This is a genomic window from Pseudomonas sp. GV085 (assembly GCF_003050925.1).
Taxonomy (GTDB): Bacteria; Pseudomonadota; Gammaproteobacteria; order Pseudomonadales; family Pseudomonadaceae; genus Aquipseudomonas.
Genome location: NZ_QAOV01000017.1, coordinates 98,969 through 114,968, shown reverse-complemented (window position 1 = coordinate 114,968; position 16,000 = coordinate 98,969). Strand labels below are relative to the sequence as shown.

At 61.6% G+C, this 16,000-nt stretch carries 13 protein-coding genes and 2 pseudogenes; 6 read left to right on the top strand and 9 right to left on the bottom strand.

What is annotated here, in order from left to right; all coding sequences use genetic code 11:
* Nucleotides 1–193: 193 nt before the first annotated feature.
* Nucleotides 194–262 (bottom strand): annotated as a pseudogene (locus C8K63_RS31300) (hypothetical protein); the annotation flags it as partial.
* Nucleotides 263–450: 188 nt separating this feature from the next.
* On the opposite strand from C8K63_RS31300, the gene C8K63_RS27030 reads away from it, so the two are divergent.
* The 4 genes from C8K63_RS27030 (at nt 451) to C8K63_RS27010 (ending at nt 5,421) form a co-directional block, all read left to right on the top strand.
* Complete coding sequence (locus C8K63_RS27030) at nt 451–1,233, top strand: enoyl-CoA hydratase-related protein (protein ID WP_108219472.1); 783 nt, start codon at nt 451–453, stop codon at nt 1,231–1,233.
* Complete coding sequence (locus tag C8K63_RS27025; RefSeq protein WP_108219471.1) at nt 1,230–2,411, top strand: acetyl-CoA C-acyltransferase family protein; 1,182 nt, start codon at nt 1,230–1,232, stop codon at nt 2,409–2,411. Before C8K63_RS27030 ends, C8K63_RS27025 begins: the two co-directional genes overlap by 4 nt.
* Before the next feature lie 299 nt (nt 2,412–2,710).
* On the top strand, nt 2,711–3,832 hold the full coding sequence (locus C8K63_RS27015) for an HlyD family secretion protein (protein WP_108219469.1): 1,122 nt from the start codon (nt 2,711–2,713) through the stop codon (nt 3,830–3,832).
* A complete protein-coding gene (locus C8K63_RS27010; RefSeq protein ID WP_108219468.1) occupies nt 3,829–5,421 on the top strand; it encodes a DHA2 family efflux MFS transporter permease subunit in 1,593 nt (530 codons plus the stop codon). The genes C8K63_RS27015 and C8K63_RS27010 overlap by 4 nt, the downstream gene beginning before the upstream one ends.
* A 12-nt stretch (nt 5,422–5,433) precedes the next feature.
* Here the strand turns inward: C8K63_RS27010 and C8K63_RS27005 are convergent, their stop codons facing one another.
* The 4 genes from C8K63_RS27005 to C8K63_RS26990 all read right to left on the bottom strand — a co-directional run bounded on the left by C8K63_RS27005 (nt 5,434) and on the right by C8K63_RS26990 (nt 9,400).
* The gene (locus C8K63_RS27005; RefSeq protein ID WP_108219467.1) at nt 5,434–5,874 is read right to left on the bottom strand and encodes a carboxymuconolactone decarboxylase family protein; all 441 of its coding nucleotides are present in this window, start codon (nt 5,872–5,874) and stop codon (nt 5,434–5,436) included.
* A 237-nt stretch (nt 5,875–6,111) separates the two neighbouring features.
* Nucleotides 6,112–7,554 (bottom strand): mechanosensitive ion channel domain-containing protein, encoded by a 1,443-nt coding sequence (locus C8K63_RS27000; protein ID WP_108219466.1) that lies wholly within the window; start codon nt 7,552–7,554, stop codon nt 6,112–6,114.
* A 202-nt stretch (nt 7,555–7,756) separates the two neighbouring features.
* On the bottom strand, nt 7,757–8,440 hold the full coding sequence (locus C8K63_RS26995) for an isochorismatase family protein (protein ID WP_108219465.1): 684 nt from the start codon (nt 8,438–8,440) through the stop codon (nt 7,757–7,759).
* A 93-nt stretch (nt 8,441–8,533) separates the two neighbouring features.
* Entirely contained in the window at nt 8,534–9,400 is an 867-nt protein-coding gene (locus C8K63_RS26990; RefSeq protein WP_108219464.1) for a pirin family protein, read from the bottom strand.
* 104 nt (nt 9,401–9,504) lie between these two features.
* Here C8K63_RS26990 and C8K63_RS26985 point away from each other — a divergent pair, with 104 nt between their 5' ends.
* Entirely contained in the window at nt 9,505–10,413 is a 909-nt protein-coding gene (locus C8K63_RS26985) for a LysR family transcriptional regulator (protein ID WP_095942547.1), read from the top strand.
* A gap of 83 nt (nt 10,414–10,496) precedes the next feature.
* A pseudogene (locus C8K63_RS30405) lies at nt 10,497–10,619 on the top strand (hypothetical protein); the annotation flags it as partial.
* A 39-nt stretch (nt 10,620–10,658) separates the two neighbouring features.
* Here C8K63_RS30405 and C8K63_RS26980 read toward each other — a convergent pair.
* From C8K63_RS26980 to C8K63_RS26965, 4 genes are all read right to left on the bottom strand, one after another.
* Nucleotides 10,659–13,892, bottom strand: a complete 3,234-nt coding sequence (locus C8K63_RS26980) for a transporter substrate-binding domain-containing protein (RefSeq protein WP_108219463.1) — start codon at nt 13,890–13,892, stop codon at nt 10,659–10,661.
* On the bottom strand, nt 13,893–14,519 hold the full coding sequence (locus tag C8K63_RS26975; RefSeq protein WP_108219462.1) for a response regulator transcription factor: 627 nt from the start codon (nt 14,517–14,519) through the stop codon (nt 13,893–13,895).
* Between the two features lie 108 nt (nt 14,520–14,627).
* Nucleotides 14,628–15,029, bottom strand: coding sequence for a chemotaxis protein CheY (locus C8K63_RS26970; protein WP_108219475.1), 402 nt, complete (start codon nt 15,027–15,029; stop codon nt 14,628–14,630).
* Nucleotides 15,030–15,156: 127 nt separating this feature from the next.
* Nucleotides 15,157–15,873, bottom strand: a complete 717-nt coding sequence (locus C8K63_RS26965) for an MgtC/SapB family protein (protein WP_108219461.1) — start codon at nt 15,871–15,873, stop codon at nt 15,157–15,159.
* Nucleotides 15,874–16,000 lie beyond the last annotated feature (127 nt).

The window sequence follows — 16,000 nt, the reverse complement described above, 5'->3', positions numbered from 1 at the left end:
CTTGGAACACAAGGCGCGCAAGCTGGGCATGCAGTTGGTGATGGCTGGATAATTTTTAGAGCAAAAACAATGGGTTATTTTTTGTTTGATAAGAGCTGCCGCAGGCTCGGGCCGCGTTCGGACGATCTTTTGACTTTCAATGCCTGCGCAACCACTCGATAAACAGCGCAAACAATTCCGACTGCACCCCCACCTACAGCTTCAGGTACAGGTTCTTGCGCACGGTTTCCGACGAGATGTTCATCTGGCTGGCCGTGGATTTTTCACCGATGTAATCCGCCCGGTTGTACAGCCGGAGCGTATTGCTGTCGTCCACCTGAGCGGCGTGGGCATTCGGTGGATTCGCCGGCATGGCAAAAAGCGGCAGTGCAGTTGACCCGTTTTGCCATAGATCCGGGGTTTGTCCGGCGCTTAAAGTGGCAGCCCTGAACCGACCCTGCAGAGCCTGCGATGACCGACCTGATCAAACACGAGCAACGCGATGGCGTGTTGACGCTGACCATCGACCGTCCGGACAAGCTCAATGCACTGAACAACGCCATGTACACGCAACTGGCCGAGCTGTTGCTGGCCGCCGACGAAGACGAGCAGACCGGCGTGGTCATCATCACTGGCGGCCCGACCTGCTTTACCAGCGGCAATGACCTGGTGGATTTCCTCCAACACCCGCCGACGCATCTGGACGCCCCGGCGTTCCACCTGATGAAGGTCGTCACGCGCCTGCAAAAACCGCTGGTCGCGGCAGTCTGCGGGGCGGCCATCGGCATCGGCACCACCTTGCTGCTGCATTGCGACCAGGTACTGGTCACCCGTAACGCCAAGCTGCGCATGCCGTTCGTCAACATCGGCCTGTGCCCCGAGTTCGGCGCCAGCCTGTTGCTGCCACGCCGCCTCGGCCATGCCCGTGCCGCGAGCCTGCTGCTGTTGGGCAACGGCCTGGACGGCAACGAAGCGGTGGCCTGGGGCCTGGCCAACGAAGCCTTCGATGACGGCGAGCAATGCCTGGCGGCGGCGACAAAAATCGCCCAGCGCTTTCTGGCCATGCCCCAGCAAGCCTTGCGCCAGTCCCGGCAATTGATGAAGCAGGCTTGCCTGGCCGAACTGGAAGCGACCCTGCGCGAAGAAAACACGCTGTTCATTCAGCGCCTGAACACCGACGAGGCGAAAGCCGCCTTGAACGCCCTGCTCAATCGCAGTACAGACAAGAATCCACCGAAAGGAAACCAGCCATGAACACTCCGGAAATCTACGTCGTCAGCGCCGCCCGTACCGCCATCGGTACGTTCGGCGGTTCGCTCAAGGACGTGCCACTGGCCGACCTCGCGACCACTGCCGTGAAAGCCGCCCTCGAGCGAGCCGCCGTGGACCCGGCGCTCGTTGGCCATCTGGTGATGGGCAACGTGATCCCGACCGAAACCCGCGACGCCTACATCTCCCGCGTCGCGGCGATGAACGCCGGCATCCCGAAGGAAACCCCGGCCTACAACGTCAACCGCCTGTGCGGTTCAGGCCTGCAAGCGATCATCAACGCCGCCCAGACCCTGATGCTCGGCGATGCCGACATCGTCGTCGGCGCCGGTGCCGAATCCATGAGCCGCGGTCCGTACCTGATGCCGGCCGCCCGTTGGGGTTCGCGCATGGGCAACGCCCAGGTCATCGACTACATGCTCGGCATCCTGCATGACCCCTTCCATGGCATCCACATGGGCATCACCGCCGAGAACGTCGCCACGCGCAACGGCATCACACGCGAAATGCAGGACGCCCTGGCTTTCGAAGACCAGCAACGCGCGGCCCACGCGATTGCCAACGGCTACTTCAGCGAGCAGATCGCGACCGTGGAAATCCAGGATCGCAAAGGCGTCAAACTGTTCAGCGTCGACGAACATCCGCGCGCCACGTCCCTGGAACAACTGGCGGCGATGAAGCCTGCGTTCAAGAAGGACGGCTCGGTCACCGCCGGCAACGCCTCGGGCCTCAACGACGGTGCAGCGGCACTGGTCATGGCCAGTGGCAACGCGGTCCAGGCCAACAACCTGAAACCCCTCGCCCGCCTGGTCAGCTACGCCCACGCTGGCGTCGAACCGGAATTCATGGGCCTGGGCCCGATCCCGGCCACCCGCCTGGCGCTCAAGCGCGCCGGCCTGACCGTCGCCGACCTGGACGTGATCGAAGCCAACATCGCCTTCGCCGCCCAGGCCTGCGCCGTCAGCCAGGAACTGGACCTCGACCCGGCCAAGGTCAACCCGAACGGTTCGGGCATCGCCCTGGGCCACCCGGTGGGCGCGACCGGCGCAATCATCGCCACCAAGGCCATCCACGAACTGCACCGCACCGGCGGCCGTTACGCGCTGGTGACCATGTGCATCGGTGGTGGTCAGGGGATTGCGGCGATTTTCGAACGCGTTTAAGCCATAGCTGCAAAAAAGGCCGGTGATCGCGCAGATCACCGGCCTTTTTCATTCCCGATTCTATGTGGGAGCGAGCCTGCTCGCGATTGCGGCCGTTCAGTCGGCAAAGATGTTGCCTGACACACTGCTATCGCGAGCAGGCTCGCTCCCACAGGGTCCTCCAGCGCACACAAAATCTTCTTTCATTTCCACTTATCAAACGACCTGACGATCGGCAGCAAAAAGCATTTGCCACAAAATATTACATGCGTCATATTACGAGTATCATAATTAACCTCCGCTCCAACAGGTAATCCTCCATGACCAGCATGTCCACCGTTGAACACGACCTGGCTGCCCCGGTGACTGCCGCCAAACCTCCCCTGCTCAAACGCCTGCTCTTGCCCGCCGTGGGGATCGCAGCACTGGTACTGGCCGGTGTGTATGGCGTGCATTGGTGGAGTGCCGGCCGCTTCATCGAGGAAACCGACGACGCCTACATCGGTGGCGACGTAACGGTGATCGGGCCGAAAGTGGCGGGCTACATCGACGAAGTGCTGGTGGCCGACAACCAGAAGGTCAAGGCCGGCGACGTGCTGATCCGTCTCGATTCCCGCGACTACCGGGCCAACCTGGCCAAGGCCGAAGGCGCGGTGGCCGCCGAAGAAGCCCTGCTCGCCAACCTCGACGCCACCGAGCAACTGCAACAGGCCGTCATCGGCCAGGCCCGCGCCGGCATCGATGCTGCCGGCGCCGAGGCCACCCGCTCCCGGGATGACGATGCCCGCTACAAAAAACTGGTGACCACCAACGCCGTCTCGGTGGAAAGCGCCCAGCGGGCCAACGCCACGTTCAAGACGGCCCAGGCCCAAAGCAACCGCGCCCAGGCTGAACTGCTGGCCGCGCAGCGCCAGTTGAATGTGATCGACACCCAGAAACAACAGGCCCGGGCCGCCTTGATCCAGGCCAGGGCCGAGCGCGACCTGGCGCAATTGAATGTCGGCTACACCGAACTGAAGGCGCCGGTCGATGGAGTGATCGGCAATCGCCGGGCCCGGGTTGGCGCCTATGCCCAGGCTGGCTCGCAATTGCTCTCGGTGGTGCCGTCCAGCGGATTGTGGGTCGATGCCAACTTCAAGGAAGACCAACTGGCGCACATGGTGCCGGGGCAGCGGGTGGTGATCCATGCCGACGTGCTGTCGGGTCAGGCGTTCCACGGTCACCTGGACAGCCTCGCCCCCGCCAGCGGTTCGCAATTCAGTGTGTTGCCACCGGAAAACGCCACCGGCAACTTCACCAAGATCGTGCAGCGGGTGCCGGTGCGTATTCACCTCGATCCGGCCGACAGCGTACTCGGCCACCTGCGTCCGGGGTTGTCGGTGACCGCTGAAGTGGACACGCGCAAGGAGCCTGAGGCGCCAGCCGTGGCCAGCGCGCCATGAGCCAAGCCCTCGCCGCCCCGGCGCAACCGTTCAATGCCGCGAACATGGCGACGGCGACCAAGGTCTTCGCCTTTGCCAGCATGTGCATCGGCATGTTCATTGCGCTGCTGGATATCCAGATTGTCTCGGCTTCGTTGCGTGACATCGGCGGCGGGCTCTCTGCCGGCACTGACGAAACCGCGTGGGTGCAAACCAGTTACCTGATCGCCGAAATCATCGTGATCCCGCTGTCGGGCTGGCTGTCCCGGGTGTTCTCGACGCGCTGGCTGTTCTGCGCGTCGGCGGTGGGCTTCACCCTGACCAGCCTGCTGTGCGGCGCGGCCTGGAACATCCAGAGCATGATCGCCTTTCGTGCCCTGCAAGGGTTTCTGGGCGGCTCGATGATCCCGATGGTGTTCACCACCGCGTTCGTGTTCTTCACCGGCAAGCAACGGGTGATCGCCGCCGCGACCATCGGCGCGGTGGCCTCATTGGCACCGACCCTGGGGCCGGTGATCGGTGGCTGGATCACTGACATATCGTCCTGGCACTGGCTGTTCTACATCAACCTGGTCCCCGGCATCTTTGTCGCCGTGGCCGTGCCGATGCTGGTGAAAATCGACCAGCCGGAACTGTCGCTGCTCAAAGGTGCGGATTACTTGTGCATGGTGTTTCTGGCGCTGTTCCTCGGCTGCCTGGAATACACCCTGGAAGAAGGGCCGCGCTGGAACTGGTTCAGCGACCGTACGATCCTGACCACCGCGTGGATCAGCGGCCTGGCCGGCCTGGCGTTCATCGGCCGAACCTTGCACGTGGCCAATCCGATCGTCGATCTGCGTGCCTTGAAGGATCGCAACTTTGCCCTTGGCTGCTTCTTCTCGTTCGTCACCGGCATCGGCCTGTTCGCCACGATTTACCTGACGCCGCTGTTTCTCGGCCGGGTGCGGGGCTACGGTGCGCTGGACATTGGTCTGGCGGTTTTCTCCACCGGGGTGTTCCAGATCATGGCGATTCCGTTGTATGCCTTTCTGGCCAACCGCGTCGATCTGCGCTGGATCATGATGACCGGCCTGGGGCTGTTCGCCTTGTCGATGTGGGATTTCAGCCCGATCACCCATGACTGGGGGGCCAGGGAACTGATGCTGCCGCAAGCCTTGCGCGGGATTGCTCAGCAACTGGCGGTACCGCCCGCGGTGACGCTGACCCTCGGTGGCCTGGCGCCGGCGCGGCTCAAACATGCGTCGGGGTTGTTCAACCTGATGCGCAACCTGGGCGGGGCTATCGGCATCGCCGCGTGTGCGACCATTCTCAATGACCGCACCAACCTGCATTTCACCCGGCTGGCGGAGCACCTCAACAGCACCAACGAGGCGCTCAACCAATGGCTGTCCCAGGTCGGCAACAACTTCGCCGCCCTCGGCCAGAGCGGTGACGCCGGGGTCACCGCCAGCCTGCATCAACTCTGGTTGCTGACCTACCGCGAAGCCCAGACGCAAACCTATGGCGACGCATTTCTGATGATCGGAGTGTGCTTCGTCATCGCCACGGCGATGGTGCCCTTGATGCGCAAGGTGCAACCACCGGCCGCGCCGAGCGCCGATGCGCATTGATGCTTGTGCGGGTCAGGCCTGAGGCATTTTGCGGAAGCCGATGGCCAGGCGATTCCAGGCGTTGATGGTGGTGATGGCGACAGTCAGGTCGACCATTTCCCTGGCATCGAACTGGGCGGTAGCCAGTTCATAGTCTTCGTCGGGGGCATGGGTCTGGCTGATCAGGGTCAGGGATTCGGTCCAGGCCAGTGCGGCGCGTTCACGTTCGGTGAAGAACGGTGTTTCGCGCCAGGCCGACAATGTGGCCAGGCGACGCTCGGACTCACCGCCCTTGCGCGCATCGGCGCTGTGCATGTCCAGGCAGAAGGCGCAGCCGTTGATTTGCGAGGTGCGCAGCTTGACCAGCTCGATCAGGTTTTTTTCCAGCGGCAGTTTCGACACCGCTGTTTCCAAAGCGATCATCGCTTTGAGGGCGTCAGGGGACGCGGTGTAGAAATCGATACGGGGTTGCATGGCGTGCTCCAGGGCAAGTGGGTGTGTCGCTACGTTAGTCCCGCGGCTTGGTTACACAAATAGCCAATTTTCCAGAAGTCGAGTAGGCCATTGGCGCGGGTGTGATGGGTTTCGCTCTTCACTTTTGGTGAGTTCACTGCCGTCATCGCGAGCAAGCTTGCTCCCACAGGGAAATGCGCTCAAATGTGGGGCCAAGCCGACTCCGGGCGGCGATCCGACGATCCGCGTAGCGGCCATTCAAACCCGATTGCGCAACCACCGCAGAAAGCCCTTCTTCTCCACTGTCACCGGCAGGTCCTGAGTCAGGGTTTTCGCTTTGAGCAGCCGGTAATCGAGCAAGGTCTGCATCGCATCGTTGATGTCGTGGCGGGCATCCAGGCACGGCTTGAGGTATGCCTTTTCGATGCGGTACAGGGCACAGAAGGTCTTGGCGGTGAACCGCGCCGGCACCGAACTGTCGGCCAGAATACCGGCCTCGCCGATCACTTCCCCCGGCCCCATGCGCCCGGACTCGAAAGGCGCGCCGTGCCGGGTCAGCGTCACCGTGACCACCCCGGACTCGATGATGAACAGGTGATCGCTGACCTCCCCCGCCTCCAGGATCGTTTCCCCGGCGCGGAACGATTGCAACATCATGTTCTGGCTGAAGGTGTCTTTCTCTTCCTGGCGCAAGGTGGAGAAAATCGGCGAGCTGTCGAGCAACGCCCGGGGCCGCGACAGGTTGCCCGGCGGATTGGGTTCCACGCTCGACAGCAGGTTGACGCCGGACGCCTGCAAGTGCCGGTAGGCCAGGTCGAACAGTTGATTGCGCACCGAACGCTTCTCGTCCATCGACGCGACAAACCCGTTGATTTCATAGACCACTCCGGTGTTGCTGGCGCATTTCATGCCGACATTCGGCGACGGTGTCTCCAGCAGAAAGCGGCAGCCCTGCATGGCCCGCTCCAGGGCTTCGATCACCGTGTTCGGTCGCGCGTGGGGGCTCACTTCCAGCGAGACGGAAATGCCGAACATGTCGCTGGGCCGACTGAAATTGATGATCTTGGCCTTGGCGGCCAGGGAGTTGGGTATGACCGCCATGCAACCCTGGGAGGTCTGCAGGCGCGTGGCACGCCAGTCGATGTCGGTGACCCGGCCTTCCATGCCGTCTATGGAGATGTAGTCATCCAGTTGGTAGGGTTTGGTGGTGTTCAGGACGATCCCGGAAAACACGTCACTGAGGGTACTTTGCAAGGCCAGGCCGACAATGATCGCCAACGCACCGGACGTCGCCAGCACGCCCTTGACCGGCAGATCGAGTACATAGGCCAGGGCGGCAATGATCGCGATCAGGAAAATCACCGCACCGAGCAGATCCTGAAGCAATCGCCCGGTATGCCCGACCCGTTGCATCATCACCGCGCCGATCAGCACCGTCAGCATCCGCGCGCCGAACAACCACCAGCCGATCTGCAATCCGGTGGCGGCCAGGTGCAACGGTACATTGTCGGCCCAGGGCGGCGGCTCCATCGGGTTCAGGCCTTCGTTGAACAGCAGAAGGCTGTATAGCGCGAAAATCGTGACCCGCAACAGAAGCTTCCAAGGGTTGCGGTTGTCACCGATTAAACGCCACAACCCGAGGTCAATCAGGATCAGCGCCATGGCGCAGATCAATGGGTGTTCGGTGAGGAAAGACAGCATCAAGCAACTCCAGCCAAGGCTAATAACGCGAAGATCGCACAGATTGGCCATAGTGTAGGAGCAATTGATTTGGCTGGATTCTGCAATCACCACAAAAACAATTGTAGGAGCGAGCCTGCTCGCGATGGCGGCCTGACAGTCACTACATCAGTGTCTGTTCTACCGTCATCGCGAGCAGGCACGCCCCCACAGGGGCAACCGGTCAGCGCTGGGAGTCCAGCGCCTCGTGTTCATTCGCCACTTGCCGGGCCTTGAGGTAACTCTCGATCAGCAACTGATAATGGGGCATGGCCTGGGCGTAGACAGCGGCCCACTGTTCGGCATCCGGACGGTTCCACGAGCCTTGCAGCTCGGATAGCGTCGCCATGATGTCGATCGGCACCACCCCGGCCTGGGCCAGACGGGCAACGGTCAGCTCGGTGGCCAGTTTCGAGTGGTTGCCCGAGGCGTCGACCACGGCAAACACCTTGTAGCCTTCATGCACGGCGGCGATGGACGGGAACGCCAGGCACACGCTGGTCAGGGTGCCGGCGATCACCAGGGTTTTCTTGCCGGTGGCTTTGACCGCCGCATGAAACTCCGGATTGTCCCAGGCGTTGATTTCACCTTTGCGCGCCACGTACTGCGCATGGGGCGCGGCTTCGTGGATTTCCGGGATCAACGGCCCGTTCGGCCCCTGGGGAACGGAAGCGGTGGTGATCACAGGCATCTTCAGCAAGGTCGCGGCCTTGGCCAGGGCAATGGCGTTGGCGCGCAGTTGAGGCACGTCCATGTCCTTGACGATCTGGAACAGTCCGCTCTGGTGATCGATCAACAGCATCGCGCTGTCATTGGGGTCGATGGTCGGTTTCTGGCCGTTGAAGTTGGCCGCGTAGACAGTGTTCATGTGCGTTTCCTCTTTCTTTTGGGCAACAGCCATCCCTGGCCTGAAAACCGGCCTACTCATCCTGTGTAGAGTCGGGTGTAAAAGCGCTGCGAATTAAGCGTGCATCCGGCCGAAGCGACCGGACTGGAAGTCGGCGAAGGCCTGGTGGATTTCCTGCTCGGTGTTCATCACGAACGGCCCGTGGCCGACGATCGGCTCATCGATCGGTTCGCCGCTGAGCAACAGCACCACCGCATCTTCGCTGGCTTGGAGACTCATCTGGTCGCCCTTGCGGTCGAACAGGGCCAGTTGCCCCTGGCGCACAGATTCCAGGCCGTTGACCTGCACCGTGCCACGCAAAACCACCAGTGCGGTGTTGCGCCCTTCATGCAGATCGAGGGTGAGCAATTTGCCGGCATTCAAACGAATGTCCCACACGTCGATCGGGGTAAAGGTGCGCGCCGGGCCTTGGTGACCGTCGAACTCACCGGCGATCAGGCGCAGGCTGCCGGCGTTGTCCTGCAAGGCGATGCTCGGGATGTCGCCGTCGAGGATCGTCTGGTAACCGGGGTCGGCCATCTTGTCCCTCGCCGGCAGGTTGACCCACAGCTGCACCATCTCCAGGGTGCCACCGCTTTTGGCGAAACCTTCGGAGTGAAACTCTTCATGCAGGATCCCCGAGGCTGCGGTCATCCATTGCACATCGCCAGGGCCGATCTTGCCGCCACTGCCGGTGGAGTCCCGGTGCTCCAGTTCGCCCTCGTAAACGATAGTCACGGTTTCGAAGCCACGATGCGGATGCTGACCAACGCCACGTCGCTCGCTGGTTGGAGTGAATTCCGCAGGGCCGGCATGATCCAGCAACAGGAACGGGCTGATGTGTTTGCCCAGGTTGTCGTAGGAAAACAGTGTGCGAACCGGAAAACCGTCGCCAACCCAATGGGTCCGTGGACTGGTGTAGATACCGATGATGTTTTTCATGGTGTCTCCTGATGAGGTGGGTGAAGCCATGGACAGAGCTTAAAACCGTGACCTTTGCTGCGCTAGACTGCAAAAATCAGCTTTAGCGTTCTATTTGGAGAACGATGGTGGAAGACCTCAACACCCTCTACTACTTCACCCAGGTAGTGGAGCATCACGGTTTCGCCGCAGCGGGCCGGGCGCTGGACATGCCCAAGTCCAAGCTCAGCCGACGCATTGCCGAACTCGAAGAGCGCCTCGGCGTGCGCCTGCTGCACCGCACCAGCCGGCATTGCTCGTTGACGGAAATCGGCCAGGCCTACTACCAGCGCTGCCTGGCCATGCGCGTGGAGGCGGAAAGCGCCGCCGAACTGATCGAGCGCAACCGCTCCGAGCCCCAGGGCCTGGTGCGTGTCAGTTGCCCGACGGCGCTGCTCAATTCCTGGGTCGGGCCGATGCTGACCCGCTACATGCTCAAGTACCCGTTGGTGGAGTTGTTCATCGAGAGCACCAACCGCCGGGTCGACCTGATTCACGAAGGCTTCGACATTGCGCTGCGGGTACGCTTTCCACCACTGGAAAACACCGACATGGTGATGAAGGTGCTGGGCAACAGCACCCAGAGCGTGGTCGGCAGCCCGGCCTATTTATCGCGCCTGTCGACACCGGCCTCCCCGGCCGACCTCAGCGGCTTGCCGAGCCTGCACTGGGGCGCGGCGCAGCGCGAATATCAGTGGGAACTGTTCGGGGCCGACGGCAGCACCGCGATGATCCGGCATGCACCGCGGATGGTCACCGATGACCTGTTGGCGTTGCGCCATGCGGCGGTCGCCGGAATCGGCATCGTGCACCTGCCCAGTGTGGTGGTACGCGATGAAATCGCGGCCGGGCAACTGGTGGAGCTGGTGCCAGGCTGGGCGCCGAAGAGCGGCGTGATTCATGCAATTTTCCCTTCGCGTCGGGGCTTGCTGCCATCGGTGCGCACGTTGATCGACTTTCTCGGGGAAGAGTTCAGCCGCAGTGATATTGCCTAGGGTCGGGGCAAGGGTTTAGACCGAGTGATGGCTATCGCGAGCAGGCTCGCTCCCACAGGGGATTTGTGGCGCATATAGATCCAATGTGGGAGATTCTATGGTTGAGGAAAAGCCCTCAACCCGCCTTCGGCCTGGGTACGTTTCGCCTGCAAGGCCAGGTGGTCATCGATTCGGTAAGCACCGCCCTGGCGCTCGGCCACCGGCTGACCAGCCCCAAGGGCATCGCGCCGCACTGGGTTTGAGCCTCAATCCTGCTCGATACTCTGGTCCAGGCGGGCCATGGCTTGCTGCAACTGGTCGACGGCATCGTCGATCAGTGCCGCGCGGCCGTCATTGCATGCCCGCTCCAGTTGTTCGCAACACTCGACCAGGGCAAGCGCTCGCACCATCAGCGCCCCGCCCTTGATCCGGTGTGCCAGCGTCTGCAAGCCCGGGCGATTGCCGTTGGCGTGCAAGGCCAGCAAATGCACACGGTCCTCGCGGTTGGTCAGCGCCAGATCGTGCATCAGTTGATCGATTAGCTCACGATCCGAATCCGCATAGCGTTCCAGCCCGCTCAAGTCGAACTCGGCGAAGCCAGGGGCGACGATCGCCGCTTGGGGTGCACTGGAAAACCTCCGGGCCAGCCACGCCTGCAAGTCCACCAGGCGAATGGGTTTGAACAGGCAATCGTCCATCCCCGCCGCCTTGCACCGGTCCTTCTCCTCGGCCTGCGCATTGGCGGTAAAGCCCAGAATCAGCGTCGGCGACAGCCCCTGCACCCGCTCTTGCTCACGTATCGCGCCGGCCAGCTCGTAACCGCTGAGCACCGGCATGTTGCAGTCGGTGATGACCAGATCGAAACCGTGCCCGCGCCCACGCCACTGTTCAAGCCCCTGCGCCCCATCCTCCGCCAGCACCACACTGTGACCCAGATAGCTCAGCTGCCGCGAGAGCAACAGGCGATTGGCCGGATAATCGTCGACCACCAGAATCGACAACGCCCGGGTCGTGAGTTGCGCCGGATCCCGGGACACCCCCTCGGCGGGCAACGTTTGCAGGACGGGCAGTACCAGGCTGATGTCCACCCGCGTGCCGCGCCCGGGCTCACTGTCGAGCTGCAACTGGCCGCCCATCGTTTCGCACAGGGTACGACTGATCACCAGGCCCAGGCCGGAACCCTGCCGGGCAGTCTGCTGAGTGTTACCCGCCTGCACGAACGGGCTGAACAGGCGTTGCTGGTCGGAAGCGCTGATGCCGATGCCACTGTCCTCGATACTCAGACAGGCAGACAGATGCGCCGGGCCTTGAGGCAGCACCCGCAGTATCAGGCTCACCTCACCTTCCCGGGTGAACTTGATCGCATTGCTCAGCAGATTGGACAGCACCTGTTTGAAACGCGTGGGATCGAGCATCACGTCACAGTCACTGCGCGCGTCGAGGTCGACCCGCCACTGCAGATTCTTTTGCATCGCCAGCCCTTCGAAAACCCGGCAGACCGACGTCACCAGCGCGTGCAGATTGACCCGCTCCGGCGCCAGCGACAAATGCCCGGACTCGATCCGCGCGACGTCCAGAATGTCGCCGATCAACTCCAGCAACTGCTGCCCGGCGTTGGACGCCACCTCGATGGCGGCGCGGTCGGTCTCCCCTTCATCGGCGCGTTTCAGCGCCAGTTCGAGCATGCCGATCAAGGCGTTCATCGGCGTGCGGATTTCATGGCTCATGGTGGCAAGGAACGTGGTCTTGGCCCGGTTGGCGTCGTCCGCCGCGTCCTTGGCTTCCTGCAATTGCCCGAGCAATTGCTGACGCTGGCGAATCTGCCGCCGCTGCCAGACGATCCCTGCCAACGCCAGCAACAGCAAGACACCCGCCACCGCAAACGCCTGCACGATCGCTTGCCGGTGTCGCAGCCAGTAACTCTGCTCGACCATCGAGTCATAGCGCCAGGGTTGAGTCAGCTCGTCAATTTCTTCGGGGGGAATACTCAGTAATGCCTTGTCCAGAATCGAATGCAGTTCGGTGGCCTCGCGACTGGTTGCCAGGGTGCTTCGGGCGGGGTCGGTGCCCACGGTGCTGGTCACTTGCAGGCGATCGCGATACTGCCGGGAAATCAGGTAACGGGCGCTGATCAACGAGTTGATGCCGCCATGGGCCTTGCCCTGGGCGACCATCTCCATGGCATCCGTAGACAGTGGCGCATCCGCCAGCTGGATCAGCGGGTAATGCTTGCGAAGGTACTCGGCGGCAATGTTGCCCTGGGTCAGCGCCAGGGTTCTTCCCGCCATGTCATCCAGCGTCCTGAGGCCGTCCGTGTCCACGCGGGTCACCAGTACCGACGGGCTGCTCAGAAATGACCGGGTGAACCGCAATTCATCTTCACGCTGGGAACTGAGGCCGATACCGGCCAGCACATCGATCTGCCCGCTCCTGATACCGGCCATCATCTCGGCCACCGACTTCATGCCCTGGATGTCAAATTGCAACCCGGTGCGCAAAGTGATTTTCGCCAGCACATCGACGCCGATACCACGAAACTGGCCTTCGCTGTCGACAAATGAAATCGGCGGGATATTTTCGTTGATCGCGACTTTCACGCGCGGGTGCCGTTCGAGCCAGTGCTGTTCGGCCACGCTCAATTGCAAAGACTGAGTGCCCGGGATAGACACCCCGTTGGCCCCCCAACGACGCAGGATGTTCATTTGTTTATTGGTAGTGATGACCGCCAGCGCCTTGTTGACGATGCGCAATAGCGAAACGTTGTCGCGGGCCATCGCAAAGGCAAAACGCCCGGACTCCATGGGCGAGAAGTCCGTCAGGTGCACGTTGTTCAGGTAATTCCTGCTGATCAGATAATGGGCATTGATCGCATCACCGAGATAGACATCGGCCTGGCCGAACGCCACAGCGCCTATCGCCGCCAGTGTCGAGGGAAACAGCTGGACCTGCGCTTTGGAATAGAACTGTTGCACGCTGTATTCGGGCAAGTAGTGATACAGCATCACCAGTCGCTTGCCGGCCAGTGTCGGGTCGAGCACCGGAGGGAAATCGGTGCGGGTGACCAGCACCGGTTGATCCACCGCGTAGGCGCTGGACATCTGTAGCTGCGGATCTTCGGCTTCGAATCGGTTGGCCGTTCCCAGCAGGTCGGCCTGACCGTCCTTGATGGCCTGCACCGCGTCGGCCCGCGACGGATAACGTTGAACCTCGATGACGACGTTCAACAATTGTTCGAGCAACCCGGCGTAATCGGCTGTCACGCCTTCGAACACCTTGCCTGCCGTGTTGAACTCGAAGGGGGGATAGTCGGGAGCCGAGACCGCCAGCACCAATCGACCCTTTTGCTGCAACCAGCGCAACTCGGTTTCCGACCACCTGACGCTCAGGCCTTCGGCACTCGAACGTCCCAACAGGGTCAACGACTGTTGTGCACAGACCGTCGATGCCCAGAGAAGAAGGCCAATCAGCACCCAACCTGCCAGTCGTCGGAGAGCGTTCATTCAGATCAATTGATTGCGCAGGGCGAAATCCCTCAAGTGCACCGACGAGCTCACGTTGAGCTTGAGGGTGAGGCGGGTCTTGTAGGTACTGACGGTCTTGTAGCTCAGGTGCATGATCTCGGCGATTTCCAGGTTTTTCGAACCCCGGGCCAGGTACTGCAGAATGGTCAACTCACGATTGGAGAGCTTGTCGATCAACTGCTTTTCACTGTGTTGCAACTCCCCCATCGACACGGAACTCGAGGGGAGCTGGGCGAAATAGGTATAGCCGGCCATCACGCAATTCACCGCCGCCTTCAAATCATCCAGGTCCTTGCTCTTGGAAACATAGGCAACAGCCCCGGCCCGCATGCAGCGGTCCTGATAGAACTGGGCCTCCAGCGAGGTGAACACCACCACGCGGCATCGGGTGTTTTCGGCCTTGATACGGTCCATCACCTCAAGCCCCGCCACACCCGGGAGGCCCAGATCAAGCAGCACGACATCCGGTTGATGCTCGCGGATCAATGCCAGGACCTCATCGCCACGGGAGGCCTCGTAAATCTGCTTGAATCCTTCGCCCTTGAGTACGAGTTTGATCATGGAGCGAACCACCGGATGATCTTCCACAATCAGTGCTGACTTCATGACAACTCCCGTGCAAAACAACACGATCGGGCAAAAAATGCCCTCCAGGCACCGCAGCGATTGGGCACAACGCTGCGCATAGACTCTTGCATGGAAGGCTGGAAAGTACTACCTGACAGAAATGACAGTTCCGACGAGCGGTAGCCGACGATCGACAGCGCTCATCAGCTGCGTAATGGACGCCAGGTCCGGCAGAGCGGCCTGGCTCAATCGGACTTTACCCGCGACTGGCGACAACGGCGCCTGCCGTTCATTGAAGATAAACCCGTGATGAACCTGCGGGTTGTCGTCAAGGAAACTGAACAGGTCCAGCGCTCCAATGGCCATCGCCCCATTGACCAGCACCAGGTCCAGAGGCTCGCAACCGTACTCCACCAGTGCAAGGAGCTCGTCGAGGCTCTGCACCGGAGCCACCCGAAAATAGCCGAGCTGGTTGAACAGTCGCTCGATCCGCAGGCGGTTGAAGTGCTGCGCATCGGCGATCAGGATGCGCAAGGATTTGTTCGGCAAGGTGACCTCCAAAAGGATGTCGGTTTCAAGAGGTCGCAAAGACTACGGAAGACCTTCCTGGGTTTATGTAGGAATATTCCTAAATAAATGCCGGTTAATCTGACTCTTGCCCGGGAAACCTTGGCCGTTACTCCCTGGTACTCGGACTCCAGAACGCCTGCACCACCTGGCTCGACGTCGAAATCCGTGCCACCAGCGCATCCAGTTCATCACCATCGACCGAGGTGGTCGCCAGGGTGGCTTCGATTTCAATTTCATCCGTGCCGAAGGCATGCACATCGACATCGCTGGCCGGATAGTTGCTGCGTTCCAGCTCGGCCTCGAGCAAGGCCAGCACGGTTTTCTGCTGCGTACGCCGGGCAATGACATAGACGATGTTGGTGACCTCCGCCGAAATCACATCCAGCGGCTGACGGTTGATGTTGTTGACGATCGGCCGCAGCAAGGTGTTGGCCGCGAGCACGAACAAGGTGCCAAGCAAGGCTTCGGCCAGCAGGTCGGCACCGGCGCAGGCACCGACTGCCGCCGAGGTCCAGAGCGTGGCGGCGGTATTGAGGCCGCGCACATTGCCCTCTTCGCGCATGATCACCCCGGCGCCGAGAAAGCCGATGCCGGAAACCACGTAGGCTACGACCCGCACGGCGCCTTCGGCACCGGCGAGACGGTTGGCCATGTCGACGAAAATCGCCGCGCCCACCGCCACCAGCACGTTGGTGCGCAGGCCGGCGGTGCGCTGCCGGTACTGGCGCTCGAAACCGATCAGGCCACCGAGGATGAAGGCCGCGCTGAGGCTGACCAGGGTGTCGAGCAGGGAGGTCAGGTTGAGGTTGTTGATGGCTTGCATATGAAAATCCTTGAAAAACACACGCCCTCCTGTAGGAGCGAGCTTGCTCCGGGCGGCGTTCCGACGATGGACTCAAGAGCGCCGCGTTTAGCCAGTCAACACGCGTTATCGTTAACGACCATCGCGA

What these genes read in the sequence shown, in the direction of transcription:
- C8K63_RS27030 (WP_108219472.1), top strand. Translation starts at nt 451, where the DNA reads ATGACCGACCTGATCAAACACGAGCAACGCGATGGCGTGTTGACGCTG.
- C8K63_RS27025 (WP_108219471.1), top strand. Translation starts at nt 1,230, where the DNA reads ATGAACACTCCGGAAATCTACGTCGTCAGCGCCGCCCGTACCGCCATC.
- C8K63_RS27015 (WP_108219469.1), top strand. Translation starts at nt 2,711, where the DNA reads ATGACCAGCATGTCCACCGTTGAACACGACCTGGCTGCCCCGGTGACT.
- C8K63_RS27010 (WP_108219468.1), top strand. Translation starts at nt 3,829, where the DNA reads ATGAGCCAAGCCCTCGCCGCCCCGGCGCAACCGTTCAATGCCGCGAAC.
- C8K63_RS27005 (WP_108219467.1), bottom strand. Translation starts at nt 5,874, where the DNA reads ATGCAACCCCGTATCGATTTCTACACCGCGTCCCCTGACGCCCTCAAA.
- C8K63_RS27000 (WP_108219466.1), bottom strand. Translation starts at nt 7,554, where the DNA reads ATGCTGTCTTTCCTCACCGAACACCCATTGATCTGCGCCATGGCGCTG.
- C8K63_RS26995 (WP_108219465.1), bottom strand. Translation starts at nt 8,440, where the DNA reads ATGAACACTGTCTACGCGGCCAACTTCAACGGCCAGAAACCGACCATC.
- C8K63_RS26990 (WP_108219464.1), bottom strand. Translation starts at nt 9,400, where the DNA reads ATGAAAAACATCATCGGTATCTACACCAGTCCACGGACCCATTGGGTT.
- C8K63_RS26985 (WP_095942547.1), top strand. Translation starts at nt 9,505, where the DNA reads ATGGTGGAAGACCTCAACACCCTCTACTACTTCACCCAGGTAGTGGAG.
- C8K63_RS26980 (WP_108219463.1), bottom strand. Translation starts at nt 13,892, where the DNA reads ATGAACGCTCTCCGACGACTGGCAGGTTGGGTGCTGATTGGCCTTCTT.
- C8K63_RS26975 (WP_108219462.1), bottom strand. Translation starts at nt 14,519, where the DNA reads ATGAAGTCAGCACTGATTGTGGAAGATCATCCGGTGGTTCGCTCCATG.
- C8K63_RS26965 (WP_108219461.1), bottom strand. Translation starts at nt 15,873, where the DNA reads ATGCAAGCCATCAACAACCTCAACCTGACCTCCCTGCTCGACACCCTG.